Consider the following 14,504-nt stretch of genomic DNA (forward strand, 5'->3'; position numbering starts at 1 on the left):
GGGATTTTGGGGGGATTTTGCAAAGGTCTCGTAATGAATGATGAAACCGATGCAGAAAAAACTGATATTTGATGTAAATTGATGCGCGACAAGCAGCCGCAAGCCGGATTCTTAAATTCGACACACAAACAAAGGCCGTCTGAAAACCGGTTTCCCCATTTTCAGACGGCCTTTTTTATGCCCGACGCAACCGTTATCCTTGATGCAGGCTGTTCACATAATCCACTTCTTCGCGGCTGCCCAAAACCACGGCGACGCGCTGATGCAGACCTTCCGGGCGGATGCTTAAAATATCTTGAACGGCGTTGCTGGCCGCCCCGCCCGCCTGCCGCATAATCAGTGCCATCGGATTAGCTTCGTACATCAGGCGCAGCTTGCCCGGTTTGGACGGATCGCGCTTATCCTGCGGATACATAAACACCCCGCCGCGCATCAGGATGCGGTGCACTTCGGCCACCATGCTGGCCACCCAGCGCATATTGTAATTCTTGCCGCGCACGCCGGTTTCGCCTGCCAAAAGTTCGGCAACGTACTGCTGAACGGGCGGCAGCCAATGGCGTTGGTTGGATGCGTTGATAGCGAATTCTTTGGTTTGCACCGGAACCTGCGGCTCTTGTTGCGTTAAGACGAAATCGCCGCCTTCGTTCAAAGTGAAAACGTACACGCCGTGCTTGAAGGTAATCACTAACTGGGTTTGCGGGCCGTACAGCACATAGCCTGCCGCCGCCTGGTTTTCGCCGCTTTGCAGGAAAGAGGCCGTATCCAGCCCGCCTTCGGGCTTGGGTAGGATGGAAAAAATCGTGCCGACGGAAATATTGACATCGATGTTGGACGAACCGTCCAAAGGATCGAACAGCACCAGATAGCGGCCGTTTTCATGACAGGCCACGAAGCTGTCTTCTTCCTCGCTGGCCAACCCCGCCACCTGCGGGTTCTGCCGCAGCGCGTCTATCAGCAAATCATTGGCCAGCACGTCGAGTTTTTTCTGTTCTTCGCCCTGCACGTTGCCGCTGCCCGCCGTACCGAGCACGCCCGCAAGCGCGCCCAGCCGCACCAGCCGGCCGATCTGCACGCAAGCGGAAACGACGGTTGCCGCCGTTTCACCCAGTTCGGGCGGCAGATTATGCCGGCGCAGGTGTTCGGGTAAAAATTGTGAGAAGGTGGTATTCATGGCTGCTCCCTATCGGTTCGGCATTCAGGCCGTCTGAAACAATCGAAGCCGCCGTTTATACCCTTTTCAGACGGCCTGAACAAGCCGCTGCCGCACTTATCCGCGCCTTTTTTCCGATTTTGCCGCGGCAAAAGGCGAAATTTCTTGGAAAAAATCCCGTCGGCCTTTAAAATACCCCGTTTCCTGCGGCATACAGCATGCCGCCGCCATTTCTCAAACCAAGGATAGAAACCATGATTGGACTAACTTATGCCGCAGATGCCGCACAACCCGGCGGATTGATGTCGTTTGCCCCGCTGGCATTGATTTTAGTGGTATTTTATTTTCTGATCCTGCGTCCGCAGCAGAAAAAATTTAAAGCCCACCAAGCCATGCTGACCGAACTGAAAACCGGCGACAAAGTGATTCTGGCTTCCGGCTTTACCGGCAAAATCACCAAAGTCGGCGAAAAATTCTTCACTGTCGAAATCGCGCGCAACGTCGAAGTCGAAGTGGAACGCCATGCCGTGGCGGCTAAAAGAACCGATGCATAAGCCGTCAGAAGATTGATTCCGAACAGGCCGTCTGAAACCGGATTTTCAGACGGCCTCATCCCGAAGGTTTGATTATGAACCGTTATCCCTTGTGGAAATACCTGCTGGTTCTCGCCATACTCGGCCTGGGCCTGCTCTATACCCTGCCGAACTTCTTCGGCGACACCCTAGCGGTGCAGATTTCGACCAACCGCCAATCCCTCGCCATCAACAGCCAAACCGAAGCGCGCGTCAGCGAAGCCCTGCGTATGGCCAACATTCCCGACGACGGCATGTTCATCGCCAACGGCTCGTTGAAAGTGCGTTTCAAAGATTCGCAAACCCAAATGAAGGCGCGTTCGGTGATTGAAAGCACCTTGGGCGAAGGCTACATCACCGCCCTCAACCAAATCGCCAACACGCCCGAGTGGATGGCGAAAATCCGTGCCAACCCGATGTTCCTCGGCCTCGACCTGCGCGGCGGCGTACATTTCACCATGCAGGTGGACATGAAGGCCGCGATGCAGAAAACATTCGACCGCTACGCCGGCGACATCCGCCGCGAGTTGCGCCGCGAAAAAATCCGCGTCGGCACCATCGTGCAGAACGACAACAGCCTGGCCGTCCCCTTCCAAGACGAAGCCGATCTGAACAAAATCCTGCCGACGCTTAAAAATATGTTCCCCGAAGCCACGCTCACTAGCGACGGCAGCCGCCTGATTCTCACCCTTTCGGAACAGGCCGTGGACAATATCCGCAAACAGGCTGTGGCGCAGAACATCAACACCCTGCACAACCGTGTGAACGAATTGGGCGTAGCCGAACCGATTATCCAGCAGGCGGGTGTAGACCGCATCGTCGTGCAACTGCCCGGCGTGCAAGACACGGCCAAAGCCAAAGATATCATCGGACGTACCGCCACGCTGGAAGTCCGCATGGTGAGCGACGACACCAACGCCCTTCAGGCGGCCTTGGACGGCAACGTACCCGAGGGCTACGAATTGCTGAACACTTCCGGCGATATGCCCCATCCCCTGCTGATTAGCAAGCAAGTCGAGCTGACCGGGGAAGACATCGACGACGCACAGCCCGACCGCAACGAAACAGGCCAACCCGGAGTAAGCGTCAGCTTCAACAACGCCGGTGCCGGCATCTTTGCCGACCTGACGCGCAACAACGTCGGCAAACGCATGGCGATGGTTCTAATCGACCAAGGTAAATCCGAAGTCGTCACCGCACCGCAAATCAACGAACCGATTCCGGGCGGCAAAACGATTATTTCCGGCAGCATGTCGTTCGCCGAAGCGGAAGATATTTCCCTGCTGCTGCGTGCCGGTTCGCTGGCCGCGCCGATGGAAATCGTCGAAGAGCGCACCATCGGCGCCTCGCTCGGTGCGGAAAACATCAAAAAAGGCGTGGATTCCACTCTGTGGGGTTTTGCCGCCGTCGCCCTGTTTATGGTGGTTTACTACCGCCTGATGGGTGTGTTTTCCGTGATTGCGCTGGTCGCCAACATCCTGCTGCTGGTTGCCGCCCTGTCTTTCCTCGGCGCCACCCTGACCCTGCCGGGCATCGCCGCCATGGCATTGACGCTGGGCATGGCAATCGACTCCAACGTGTTGATTAACGAACGTATCCGCGAAGAACTGCGCGACGGTGCCAAACCGCAAGCCGCAATCTTTGAGGGCTACAAACATGCTTGGGACACCATTGTCGATTCCAACATTACCTCGCTGATTGCCGGCATCGCCCTGCTGCTGTTCGGCTCCGGCCCGGTGCGCGGCTTTGCCGTGGTGCACTGTCTGGGCATCCTGACCTCGATGTTCTCGTCGGTCGTCGTATCGCGTATGTTCGTCAATTTGTGGTACGGACGCAAACGCAAACTGCAAAGCATCTCCATCGGCGGCGATATCAAACCGGCCGTGGCTGCGGATAAGGAGTAACCATGGAACTGTTCCGTTTCAAACGCGATATCCCGTTTATGAAATACGGCAAGCTGACGACATTCATCTCGTTGGCCACCTTCATACTCGCCGTATTTTTCCTTGCAACAAAAGGCCTGAACTATTCGGTGGAATTCACCGGCGGCACGGTTATGGAAGTCGAATACGCGCAAGCCGCGGAAGTCGATAAAGTGCGCGATAGCCTAAACAGCCTGCAACTGGGCGAAATTCAGGTTCAGGCATTGGGAACCAACAAACACTTGATGATCCGCCTGCCGAACAAAGCAGGTACCACATCGGCCCAGCTTTCCAACCAAACCATGGACATCCTGAAGAAACAGGATGCCTCGGCCAAACTGCGCCAAGTGGAATTCATCGGCCCGCAAGTCGGCGACGAATTGGTGCATAACGGCCTGATTGCATTGGGCATGGTGGTGGTCGGCATCATTATCTACCTGTCGATGCGTTTCGAATGGCGTTTCGCCGTCTCGGCCATCATCGCCAACATGCACGACGTCATCATCATCCTCGGCTGTTTCGCCCTCTTCCAATGGGAATTTTCCCTGACCGTATTGGCGGGCGTGCTGGCGGTGCTGGGTTATTCCGTAAACGAATCGGTGGTCGTGTTTGACCGTATCCGCGAAAACTTCCGCAAAGGCGCAATGCGTAACCACACCGTGCCTGAAGTCATCGACAACGCCATTACCGCCACCATGAGCCGTACCGTCATTACCCACGGCTCCACCGAGGCTATGGTTGTTTCCATGCTTCTGTTCGGCGGTGCGGCACTGCACGGTTTCTCCATGGCACTGACCATCGGCATCGTCTTCGGCGTTTATTCTTCCGTACTCGTCGCCAGCCCGCTGCTGCTGTTATTCGGCCTCAGCCGTGAGAACATCGGCCGCGTCAGAGAGAAAAAAGAAGAAGCCGTCGTCTAAAACGGCCGGCCGTATACGAAGGCCGTCTGAAAAGGAATCATCCGTTTTTCAGACGGCCTTTTCCTTTCAGACGGCCTCATTCACCACCAAGCGATAAACTGTTATACTCTTCACATTTTTTAACATCCATTGCACGTTGAACGGATAACCGCGCTTGACGATACCCGGCTGCCAATCAAAGCCGGTTCGAATAGCGTGGCGAAGTACCACCGCGCTGAAACCATAATCGGGTTCGTCCGCACTGTATTGCCAGGCCGTCTGAAACATCCGCTTCAACGGAGTGAAACATGATCAGCAAACAAGAATATCAAGCCCAAGCCGCCGAAGGCTACAACCGTATCCCGCTCGTGCAAGAACTCCTTGCCGACTTGGATACGCCGCTTTCCCTTTATCTCAAACTCGCCAACCGCCCCTATACCTATCTGCTCGAATCCGTTGTCGGCGGCGAACGTTTCGGCCGCTATTCCTTTATCGGCCTGCCTTGCAGCCACTATCTCAAAGCCAGCGGCAAACATGTCGATGTTTATCAAAACGGCGAAATCGTCGAGCAATACGACGGCAACCCGCTGCCTTTTATCGAAGCCTTCCACAACCGCTTCAAAACGCCCGAAATCCCAAGCCTGCCGCGCTTTACCGGCGGACTGGTCGGCTACTTCGGTTACGAAACCATCTACAATTTCGAACACTTCGCCCACCGCCTGAAAAATACCGCCAAAGCCGATCCGCTCGGCACGCCCGACATCTTGCTGATGCTGTCGCAAGAGTTGGCGGTTATCGACAATTTGAGCGGTAAAATCCACCTCATCGTTTACGCCGATCCCTCGCAGCCCGACGGCTACGAACGCGCCCGCGAACGCCTCGAAGACATCCGCACCCAGTTGCGCCAAAGCTGCGCTATCCCACTCTCGCTCGGCAGCAAACACACCGAAGCCGTCAGCGAGTTCGGCGAAGAGCCGTTCAAAGCCTGCGTCGATAAAATCAAAGACTACATTTTCGCAGGCGACTGCATGCAGGTCGTCCCCAGCCAGCGCATGAGCATGGAATTCACCGACAGCCCGCTCGCCCTCTACCGCGCCCTGCGCACGCTCAACCCTTCGCCTTATCTCTTTTACTACGATTTCGGCGATTTCCACATCGTCGGTTCCTCGCCCGAAATCCTCGTCCGCCGCGAACGCGACGACGTCATCGTCCGCCCCATCGCCGGCACGCGACTGCGCGGCAAAACCCCCGCCGAAGACCTTGCCAACGAACAAGACTTATTAAGCGACGCCAAAGAAATCGCCGAACACGTCATGCTTATCGATTTAGGACGCAACGACGTCGGCCGCATCAGCAAAACAGGCGAAGTCAACGTAACCGACAAAATGGTGATTGAAAAATACTCCCATGTGATGCACATCGTTTCCAACGTCGAAGGCCGTCTGAAAGAGGGCATTACCAACATGGACATCCTCGCCGCCACATTCCCCGCCGGCACACTCTCCGGCGCACCCAAAGTCCGCGCCATGGAAATCATCGAAGAAGTCGAACCGAGCAAACGCGGTATCTACGGCGGCGCCGTCGGCGTATGGGGCTTCAACAACGACATGGATTTGGCCATCGCCATCCGCACCGCCGTGGTGAAAAACAACACGCTATACGTTCAAAGCGGCGCAGGCATCGTCGCCGACTCCGATCCGACCTCCGAATGGCAGGAAACGCAGAACAAAGCCCGAGCGGTGGTTCGGGCGGCGCAGATGGTGCAGGAAGGGTTGGATAGGTAGACTTGACGTTTTCAGACGGCCTTTAAGGAATCAACAGGCCGTCTGAAAATCCAAACAATAAGCAGCAATCGTTTGATTAGAACAGCGACCTTTACTGCATCATTCCCGCGCAGGCGGGAATCCAGAAATTTGAAATTACGGGAATCTCTAAGATATTTCTGAAAGATTGAGGCCTGGATTGCCGCCTGCGCGGGAATGACGGATTAAAGTTTTTTGCGGAAACATGATGCAACCTGCCGTTTATATACTCGCCAGCCAACGAAACGGAACGCTGTATATCGGTGTAACATCCAATCTCACCCAACGTGTTTACTAACATAGAGAACATTTGGCACAAGGATTTACAAATCAGCATCATGTAACCATGTTGGTTTGGTACGAAATGCATTCCACAATGGAACACGCCATTACCAGGGAAAAGCAACTGAAAAAATGGAATCGGCAATGGAAGCTGCGCCTTATCGAAGAGAAAAATCCAGGTTGGCAGGATTTATGGTTTGAAATCATTAAATAACCATCGTTTCAAAACATGTAAATTCACCCTGGCACCCCTTGAATTTCGTCATTCCCGCGCAGGCGGGAATCCAGACTTTTAGGTTTCAGGAATCTTTAAACATTGCAGGGTATTTACCCTCTGGATTCCCGCCTGCGCGGGAATGACGGATTAACGGTTTCAGACGACCTGAAATAAACAGCAGAACACAGACAGATTAAAACACCATGAACACCTCCCCCATCCTCCCTCCTTCCATGCTCGGCATCCTCGGCGGCGGACAATTAGGCAGAATGTTTACCGTTGCCGCCAAAACCATGGGCTATAAAGTAACCGTTCTCGACCCCGATCCGAACGCGCCGGCGGCGGAATTTGCCGACCGCCATTTGTGCGCGCCGTTTGACGACCAAGCCGCCTTAGATGAGTTGGCAAAATGCGCGGCGGTTACCACTGAATTTGAAAACGTCAATGCCGACGCGATGCGTTTTCTGTCAAAACATACCAACGTTTCCCCCAGTGGCGACTGCGTTGCCATCGCGCAAAACCGTATTCAGGAAAAAGCGTGGATACGCAAAGCGGGGCTACAAACCGCGCCGTATCAAGTGGTTTGCCGTTCAGACGACATCAGCGAAGAAAGCGCGCAATTTTTGCCCGGCATCCTGAAAACGGCTACGTTGGGCTACGACGGCAAAGGTCAAATCCGCGTCAAAACGGTGGACGAACTCAAAGCCGCGTTTGCCGAACACGGCGGCGTGGATTGCGTTTTAGAAAAAATGGTGGATTTGCGCGGCGAAATTTCCGTTATCGTATGCCGTCTGAACAATGAAAACGTGCAAACCTTCAACCCCGCCGAAAATATCCACGAAAACGGTATCTTGGCTTATTCCATCGTCCCCGCGCGGCTGAGTGCCGACGTGCAGCAACAGGCGCGGCAGATGGCGCAACGCTTGGCGGACGAATTGGACTATGTTGGCGTGTTGGCGGTGGAAATGTTTGTCGTCGGCGACACGCATGAATTGGTCGTCAACGAAATCGCCCCGCGCCCGCACAATTCCGGCCACCATACGCTGGATGCCTGCGCTGCAGACCAATTCCAGCAGCAGGTACGCATTATGTGCAACCTGCCGCCTGCCGATACCAAGCTGCTTTCTTCATGCTGCATGGCGAATATTTTGGGCGACGTTTGGCAGGAAGACGGCGGCGAACCAAATTGGCTGCCGTTGCAAAGCAGTCCGAATGCACATTTACACCTTTACGGCAAAAAAGCCGCGCGGAAAGGCCGCAAAATGGGGCATTTCACTGTTTTGGCCTCCGATGCCGACGACGCATTTGCCGCCGCTCAAAAACTGCACAGTGCTTTGTAAATCTTTTCAGACGGCCTAAAACATAACCGGGCCGTCTGAAAAATCAGTACTGCCGATGCGTAAACGCTTGCGCACGGCCTTTTTCAGACAGTTCAAACACATTTCCGTATCCTGAGGCCGTCTGAAAATCGAAACACACAGGAAACACCATGGCCATCCTTACCCTTCTGCGTTCGGCACAACCTGCCGACTGCGACGATATTTATGATGTTCATAAATACGCCGTGCAATACACCTGCCGCCACGGTTACGGCCCTAAAATACTGGAAGCATGGCGCGAACTGCTGGCTCCCGAGAGCTATCTGGAAACCCTGTCCGATCCGAAACGGGAACTGTGGGTAGCCGAATACAAGGGCAACATTCAAGGCTTTTTCCAGCTTGATTTGAAAGAGGCGCAACTGGATGCGCTGTACGTCCATCCCTTCGTCCACAACCAAGGGCTGGGCACTGCCCTCCTGCATAAAGCGGAGACGCTCGCCGTCAAGGCCGGCCTGAGCTTTATCAAACTTTACGCCTCCAACAACTCGGTCAGCTTCTACCGCCTCAACGGTTACGATTCGCTGGGCAAGGCCGAACTGCGCCTCAACCCCTCGGTAACCGTAGGCTGCGAACTGATGCGGAAAAACCTGGAAGACTGATAAGCCCCGCCCGTTCCGTTCACATTCCGGCCAGGCAATAATATGAATCTCGATACTTAAGAAAAATCACAAAAGGCCGTCTGAAAATCCGAAATCCGGTTTTCAGACGGCCTTTTCAAAACCAGGGTGGCAGGCTACGAACGGCAGCCCAACATGCGCGGCAACACATCATTGCCCTGCATACGGTGCACAATAACCATCGCAATATGCCCCGCCACCAAAACAAACAGCAGCCAAGCCATCTTACCGTGCAACATATTGCCCAGATTCGCCATCCATTCAACCTTTTCCGGCGTACCCTGCATCACCTGCAAGCCAAACACCTTCAACGGCCCGCGACCGCTGCCGTATTGTCTAATCATGCCGACCAGCGGCACAAACAACATCAGCGCATACAATGCCAAATGCCCCATCTTGGCCGCCGCACTGTCGGCGGGCGGGCGTTTGCCCATATTGGCAGCCGCCCATAGGATACGGACGACGATCAACACCATCAAAATAAAGCCAAACGATTTATGTAGGCCGTAAAGACTGCCGACCCAGTCGGCCTCGGTCAGATTCCAAATAATTGCCGTTACCAGCATTACAACAAAACAAGCAGCCATCAACCAATGCAGCAGGCGGCTGACGGTACCGTAATAGCGGGAAGAATCAGGTGTCATGGAGGTTCCTTTGAAATTTTGTTTTTCATCAAATATGTAGATAGGGAGGCAGTGTAAAGGAAATCTTGGCGACAACAAACCTGCCGTACGGTAAAACTGCATTTCCCATTAGTAAACCAAACCAAAAATCAAATACCTAAAATGATGCTAATCACTTTACAGCCAACCCCAATAGCATCCTTATCCCGACAGGCCGTCTGAAAACATACCGCCCGAACCGAATGCCGCCACGGCATTTCAACGCTTTTGAGGCACCGTTATTTTTCAGACGGCCTTCTTGACAACCCACCCCACACTACATAGAATGCAGGCCGCTAATCCGCCGCTTCCGTCGGCGGTTCCCATTTTTCAAAATTCAATTTCCATATTTCCAAATACAAAACCATCACTATTTACCCTCCGACCACTTTTTTCAGACGGCCTCACGCGCCGTATTTCCTTCCGCTTATACTGACTCTAAAAACAATCTTATGCACGTCTCCGAACTACAAACCCAACATATTTCCAAACTTTTGGAACAGGCCGAACAACTCGGCATCGAAAACGCCAACCGACTGAGAAAACAGGATTTGGTTTTCGCCATCGTCCGCCAATTGATGCGCCAAGGCGAAGATTTCAACTGCTCCGGCACCCTGGAAATCCTGCCCGATGGCTTCGGCTTCCTGCGCAGTGCAGACACCTCATATCTCGCCGGCCCGGACGACATCTACGTCTCGCCCAACCAAATCCGCCGTTTCAACCTCCACACCGGCGATACCATCGAAGGCACCGTTCGCGTACCGAAAAACGACGAACGCTACTTTGCCCTCGTCCGCCTCGATTCCATCAACGGCGACCACCCCGAAGTCTGCAAACACAAAATCCTCTTCGAAAACCTTACCCCGCTCTTCCCGACCAAACAATTCAAATTGGAACGCGACATCAAGGCGGAAGAAAACCTCACCAGCCGCGCCATCGACCTCGTCTCCCCGATCGGACGCGGACAGCGCGCACTTTTGGTTGCCCCGCCCAAATCGGGCAAAACCGTGATGCTGCAGAATATCGCCCATGCCATCACCGCCAACTACCCGGATGCCGAACTCATCGTCCTGCTGATTGACGAACGCCCGGAAGAAGTAACCGAAATGAGCCGTTCCGTACGCGGCGAAGTCGTCTCCTCCACTTTCGACGAACCCGCCACCCGCCACGTCCAAGTGGCCGAAATGGTGATTGAAAAAGCCAAGCGCATGGTGGAGCACAAAAAAGACGTGGTCATCCTGCTTGATTCGATTACCCGCCTTGCCCGCGCCTATAACACCGTCGTCCCCGCATCGGGCAAAATCCTGACCGGCGGCGTGGATGCCAACGCCCTGCACCGCCCCAAACGCTTCTTCGGTGCCGCCCGTAATGTTGAAGAAGGCGGCTCACTGACCATCATCGCCACCGCACTTGTGGAAACCGGCAGCCGTATGGACGACGTGATTTACGAAGAATTTAAAGGCACGGGCAATATGGAGCTGCATCTCGACCGCCGCATGGCCGAAAAACGCCTGTTCCCCGCCATCAACATCAACAAATCCGGCACGCGCCGGGAAGAACTGCTGGTGCCGAACGACCAATTGCAACGCATGTGGCTGTTACGGAAATTCCTGCACCCGATGGACGATTTGGAAGCCACCGAATTTTTGGTGGACAAACTCAAAGCCTCGAAGGACAACAACGATTTCTTCGAACTGATGCGGGGCAAATAAAGCAAAGGCCGTCTGAAATATTTTCAGACGGCCTTTCGATTCAATGTGCGATTCGAAATAAAAACAATATAAGCGGATTAGCAACTGCCGCTTTGGGCTTTTCGGCCTGCCCGCCGCAATGCTTCCTAACTCCCCCCGTTAATGCACAAAGACTCTATTTTTCCCGCTCGCCGAAAGTGAATGGTGTAACGTCCTTTATCTATGATTTCCGCAAAGCTAAATCCGCCTTCGTCATTATCGCCTATCCTTCCCACTTCCAATGCAACCTTTTTGCCCTTCGGATTTTTCACCACCACATCAGGACTGATTGGTTCAAATGAAAGCAACAAACCCGTATCTGTCGGGCTGTCAAAATAATATACCACACCGCCGCGCTTGATTTGTAAAGGCTTAGACAAACAACCTGTCTCATCCAAGGGTAATTTTTGAGTCGCTGAAGCGTACGCCGAACTGCACCATCCTAAAGCCAACAGCAAAATAATTTTTGAAGATTTCACAAAATATCCTTCATTATTTTCAAATAAAAAATATGGCATCCACAGCAGAGGAATTTGACACTGAAGCGGGGCAATCTGATTGCCGCAACCCGTGCATCGTAAATATCAAATCAATCCGCCATAGATTACCATATTCGATTAAGCAGCCAGTTTTATTCGCATAGGCCGTCTGAAACAAAGTTTTCGTCAGTCAGACGGTCGATTTGCAAAGTTAAAACGAAATCCAACCTGCTTATTTACTGCGTTTGACAATCAGCTTGTCGGCCGTAACTTCGCCATCCAGCACGGTAGCCAATTCCTTCACTGTTGCCTCTACATCGGTTGAACCATCGCCTATTCCGTAAATAGCCATCAGCTTCAATATTCCTTCGATAAATTTCTTATCGACCTCGACAACCGCGTTGTACTTCAATTTTTCCATCACGGCCTGCTCTAACTGCTGGTCGTTTTCATACGCAATAGGTGGCAATGAGGCATCTGCATCGGCCTTCACCATGCTGCCGTCCAAGTAAATCTGATTGCCTTTACTGTCCACCTTGAGGCCGGATTTCAACAGCAGTTTGGCAATTTCTTTTATTTCAGCCTGTGATTGTTCCGCACTCAGACACTCCTGCCCTTCTCTCGCCAAGAAGGCGTTGGCACGTTCAATAGCCTCTCCGTTCAAATCTTGCAGGCTGAAGTTTTGCTGTATGCGGTCGAACTTGGCCTGATTAACCTCAATATCGCCAATAGTGTTACGGCTGGCAAATGTGAACTTGCCGTCTTTAATCGTTTGCTCACTTTCACTCTTAACATTATTTACCTTCAAATTGAAGTCCGGACTCTCCACTTTGAATGAGCCTAGAGAAAAAATCGCGGTTCCGTTCTGCGGCTTTACAGCCTGGCCCATAATGGTATCCGTGCTGTATTTCAAATTGTTCATTTGCACAAGGAATTTCCCTTCCTCAGCAGCGATGTTTTGCATGGAAACAGAGGGGGAGTCAAAATCGAATTTGCTCAGATAATAGCGTTGATCTGCTTTTCCGCCGGAAATATTGGAAGTTACAGCATCCCAAGTAACTTTTATCCCCTCCTCATTGTTTTGATACGAGCTTGCAGGAGCAGTCAGCTTACTGTTGAATCCACCTGCCCAAGAAATATCGGTATCGCCGTTGAACAGGAGAAATTCTTTGCCATTTTCCACAACCAGATAAAGCTTGCTTTTCATGTTGTAACCGCTCAGGCCGCGCGTAATCACGTCCTCACCGCGCAATGAGAATTTATCTTCCGTATGACACAAATCGGGAATAAATTCGCCCGTCCACGAAGCTTTACCAGACATCACGCCCATATCGAATTCTTTAAGCGTGATCTTCAAACGTTTGTCCGCTTTGGGATTGTTTTGGAAATAAAAATCCTGCTTCAGTTTTTTATCGGCATAAACACTGCCGCCGACAGCTCCGCCTCCCAAGATGGCGATTCCGACTAATGTTGCAATAACGGTTTTTTTCATGCTTTATTCCTTAATTGAGTATTTCGGCTGTGCCGCTTGATTGTTATACCATCCTGACTATTCAGCATACAAGGCCGTCTGAAAATATTTCTTTCAGACGGCCTTGATCAAGCATCGTGGTAATCAGCCCTTTTATTTGGCAAAATATTTATCGGTAATTTTATCGTATTCGCCTGATTCGCGTACTTTTTTCAGTGCGTCGTTCAACATCGCGGCTGTAGCGGCATCGCCTTTACGCACGGCAAATCCATAGTTTTCCTCAGTAAAATCGGGAATTTCAACCATAGAAAAGCCTTTGCTGCCGTTATTTTTGATGTAGTTGGCAATTACCGCACTGTCGCTGATTACCGCATCCAAGCCACCGTTTTCCAGCTCTTTGGTCACCAAAATAATGTTTTCAAAACGGGCAATTTTAGTGCTGTCCGAACCGAGGGTTTTGCTGGCAGCCAAATCACCGGTCGTACCGGTTACCACGCCTACTTTATTCACCTGTTTCAAATCTTCAACCGATTTGATGGTTTTACCCTGCGGCACCAAAATCACTTGGGTAATTTTGTAATATGGATCGGAAAAATCCATGGTTTGTTTGCGGTCGTCGGTAATGGTTACCGCAGAAGCCAGGATATCGACATCGCCGTTGCCCAATGCGGGGAACAGACTGTCCCACGGCTGATGTTTAAACTCAACTTTAAAATTACCCGCCTTAGCCATGGCATTGACCAAATCGACATCAAAGCCTTGGATATTGTTTGCACTGTCCATAAATTCAAACGGCGCAAATTCGGCATTCATAGCAACACGGTAAACCTTCTCGCTGCCTTGCGCACCCGCCGGGGCCGATGCCTGACCCTGGCTTTGGTTTTGACCCTGACCGCCGCAGGCAGTCAATAATGCGGAACAAGCCAATGCTGTTGCCAACCATTTTTTCATGCTCATGTTTGTTTCCTTTTACTTAATTTTTAAAAGTGGCTTTCGTTTTATTTTAGCACGAATTTACTCTTTTTCACGAAAAAACGCATAAGTAACGTCATGAAACAAATCGACATGCGGGCTGTCTTCGTAAACCAATTCATTTACCGCATCTTCAAATGCCAGCTGCACGGATTCCACCACATCTTGCGCAAGCTCTGCCGGCAATCCGCGGAGCATGCCTTTGAATGCCGTAACCAGCACCTTGTTCTGCATTTTCAACGCCTCATTGGCCTCTTCCAAATACTCCAAACGACGTTCGATATCTTCCATCACCGAACACTCCTTATATTCTGTTAAAATGGGCGGCATTATAAGCCGTACTGACGAAT

At 52.2% G+C, this 14,504-nt stretch carries 13 protein-coding genes and 1 pseudogene; 8 read left to right on the plus strand and 6 right to left on the minus strand.

The annotated features are described in order from the left end of the window. Positions 1 to 193 precede the first annotated feature (193 nt). On the minus strand, positions 194 to 1,171 hold the full coding sequence (locus tag HMPREF3107_RS07690; RefSeq protein WP_070454780.1) for a class 1 fructose-bisphosphatase: 978 nt from the start codon (positions 1,169 to 1,171) through the stop codon (positions 194 to 196). A 233-nt stretch (positions 1,172 to 1,404) separates the two neighbouring features. Between HMPREF3107_RS07690 and yajC the strand changes: the two genes are divergently transcribed. From yajC to HMPREF3107_RS07730, 7 genes and pseudogenes are all read left to right on the plus strand, one after another. Continuing rightward, complete coding sequence (yajC, locus tag HMPREF3107_RS07695) at positions 1,405 to 1,704, plus strand: preprotein translocase subunit YajC (protein WP_070454781.1); 300 nt, start codon at positions 1,405 to 1,407, stop codon at positions 1,702 to 1,704. Between the two features lie 74 nt (positions 1,705 to 1,778). Then, positions 1,779 to 3,626 carry a protein translocase subunit SecD gene (gene secD, locus HMPREF3107_RS07700; protein ID WP_070454782.1) on the plus strand — a complete coding sequence of 616 codons (1,848 nt, stop codon included), beginning with the start codon at positions 1,779 to 1,781 and terminating at the stop codon, positions 3,624 to 3,626. A 2-nt stretch (positions 3,627 to 3,628) separates the two neighbouring features. Continuing rightward, entirely contained in the window at positions 3,629 to 4,564 is a 936-nt protein-coding gene (secF, locus tag HMPREF3107_RS07705) for a protein translocase subunit SecF (RefSeq protein WP_041961431.1), read from the plus strand. 287 nt (positions 4,565 to 4,851) lie between these two features. Then, positions 4,852 to 6,327, plus strand: coding sequence for an anthranilate synthase component I (gene trpE / locus HMPREF3107_RS07715; protein ID WP_070454784.1), 1,476 nt, complete (start codon positions 4,852 to 4,854; stop codon positions 6,325 to 6,327). A gap of 226 nt (positions 6,328 to 6,553) precedes the next feature. Further along, positions 6,554 to 6,841 (plus strand): annotated as a pseudogene (locus HMPREF3107_RS07720) (GIY-YIG nuclease family protein). 206 nt (positions 6,842 to 7,047) lie between these two features. Next, complete coding sequence (locus tag HMPREF3107_RS07725; protein ID WP_070454785.1) at positions 7,048 to 8,184, plus strand: 5-(carboxyamino)imidazole ribonucleotide synthase; 1,137 nt, start codon at positions 7,048 to 7,050, stop codon at positions 8,182 to 8,184. Between the two features lie 149 nt (positions 8,185 to 8,333). Beyond that, entirely contained in the window at positions 8,334 to 8,822 is a 489-nt protein-coding gene (locus HMPREF3107_RS07730) for a GNAT family N-acetyltransferase (protein ID WP_070454786.1), read from the plus strand. A 134-nt stretch (positions 8,823 to 8,956) separates the two neighbouring features. On the opposite strand, the gene HMPREF3107_RS07735 is transcribed toward HMPREF3107_RS07730, so the two are convergent. Then, positions 8,957 to 9,484 carry a cytochrome b gene (locus HMPREF3107_RS07735; protein ID WP_070454787.1) on the minus strand — a complete coding sequence of 176 codons (528 nt, stop codon included), beginning with the start codon at positions 9,482 to 9,484 and terminating at the stop codon, positions 8,957 to 8,959. 470 nt (positions 9,485 to 9,954) lie between these two features. On the opposite strand from HMPREF3107_RS07735, the gene rho reads away from it, so the two are divergent. Then, a complete protein-coding gene (rho, locus tag HMPREF3107_RS07740; RefSeq protein WP_003771621.1) occupies positions 9,955 to 11,214 on the plus strand; it encodes a transcription termination factor Rho in 1,260 nt (419 codons plus the stop codon). 125 nt (positions 11,215 to 11,339) lie between these two features. Here the strand turns inward: rho and HMPREF3107_RS07745 are convergent, their stop codons facing one another. From HMPREF3107_RS07745 to HMPREF3107_RS07760, 4 genes are all read right to left on the minus strand, one after another. Further along, positions 11,340 to 11,711 carry a hypothetical protein gene (locus tag HMPREF3107_RS07745; protein WP_070454788.1) on the minus strand — a complete coding sequence of 124 codons (372 nt, stop codon included), beginning with the start codon at positions 11,709 to 11,711 and terminating at the stop codon, positions 11,340 to 11,342. Between the two features lie 232 nt (positions 11,712 to 11,943). Further along, positions 11,944 to 13,203, minus strand: coding sequence for a DUF945 family protein (locus HMPREF3107_RS07750; RefSeq protein WP_070454789.1), 1,260 nt, complete (start codon positions 13,201 to 13,203; stop codon positions 11,944 to 11,946). Positions 13,204 to 13,335: 132 nt separating this feature from the next. After that, positions 13,336 to 14,139 (minus strand): basic amino acid ABC transporter substrate-binding protein, encoded by an 804-nt coding sequence (locus tag HMPREF3107_RS07755; protein WP_070454790.1) that lies wholly within the window; start codon positions 14,137 to 14,139, stop codon positions 13,336 to 13,338. Positions 14,140 to 14,196: 57 nt separating this feature from the next. Next, positions 14,197 to 14,445: an NGO1151 family protein gene (locus HMPREF3107_RS07760; RefSeq protein ID WP_049250219.1), complete on the minus strand. Its 249-nt coding sequence runs from the start codon at positions 14,443 to 14,445 to the stop codon at positions 14,197 to 14,199. Positions 14,446 to 14,504: the final 59 nt, after the last annotated feature.

It is taken from the genome of Neisseria sp. HMSC31F04, assembly GCF_001807735.1.
Lineage (GTDB): Bacteria > Pseudomonadota > Gammaproteobacteria > Burkholderiales > Neisseriaceae > Neisseria > Neisseria elongata.

What these genes read in the sequence shown, in the direction of transcription:
- HMPREF3107_RS07690 (WP_070454780.1), bottom strand. Translation starts at nt 1,171, where the DNA reads ATGAATACCACCTTCTCACAATTTTTACCCGAACACCTGCGCCGGCAT.
- yajC (WP_070454781.1), top strand. Translation starts at nt 1,405, where the DNA reads ATGATTGGACTAACTTATGCCGCAGATGCCGCACAACCCGGCGGATTG.
- secD (WP_070454782.1), top strand. Translation starts at nt 1,779, where the DNA reads ATGAACCGTTATCCCTTGTGGAAATACCTGCTGGTTCTCGCCATACTC.
- secF (WP_041961431.1), top strand. Translation starts at nt 3,629, where the DNA reads ATGGAACTGTTCCGTTTCAAACGCGATATCCCGTTTATGAAATACGGC.
- trpE (WP_070454784.1), top strand. Translation starts at nt 4,852, where the DNA reads ATGATCAGCAAACAAGAATATCAAGCCCAAGCCGCCGAAGGCTACAAC.
- HMPREF3107_RS07725 (WP_070454785.1), top strand. Translation starts at nt 7,048, where the DNA reads ATGAACACCTCCCCCATCCTCCCTCCTTCCATGCTCGGCATCCTCGGC.
- HMPREF3107_RS07730 (WP_070454786.1), top strand. Translation starts at nt 8,334, where the DNA reads ATGGCCATCCTTACCCTTCTGCGTTCGGCACAACCTGCCGACTGCGAC.
- HMPREF3107_RS07735 (WP_070454787.1), bottom strand. Translation starts at nt 9,484, where the DNA reads ATGACACCTGATTCTTCCCGCTATTACGGTACCGTCAGCCGCCTGCTG.
- rho (WP_003771621.1), top strand. Translation starts at nt 9,955, where the DNA reads ATGCACGTCTCCGAACTACAAACCCAACATATTTCCAAACTTTTGGAA.
- HMPREF3107_RS07750 (WP_070454789.1), bottom strand. Translation starts at nt 13,203, where the DNA reads ATGAAAAAAACCGTTATTGCAACATTAGTCGGAATCGCCATCTTGGGA.
- HMPREF3107_RS07755 (WP_070454790.1), bottom strand. Translation starts at nt 14,139, where the DNA reads ATGAGCATGAAAAAATGGTTGGCAACAGCATTGGCTTGTTCCGCATTA.
- HMPREF3107_RS07760 (WP_049250219.1), bottom strand. Translation starts at nt 14,445, where the DNA reads ATGGAAGATATCGAACGTCGTTTGGAGTATTTGGAAGAGGCCAATGAG.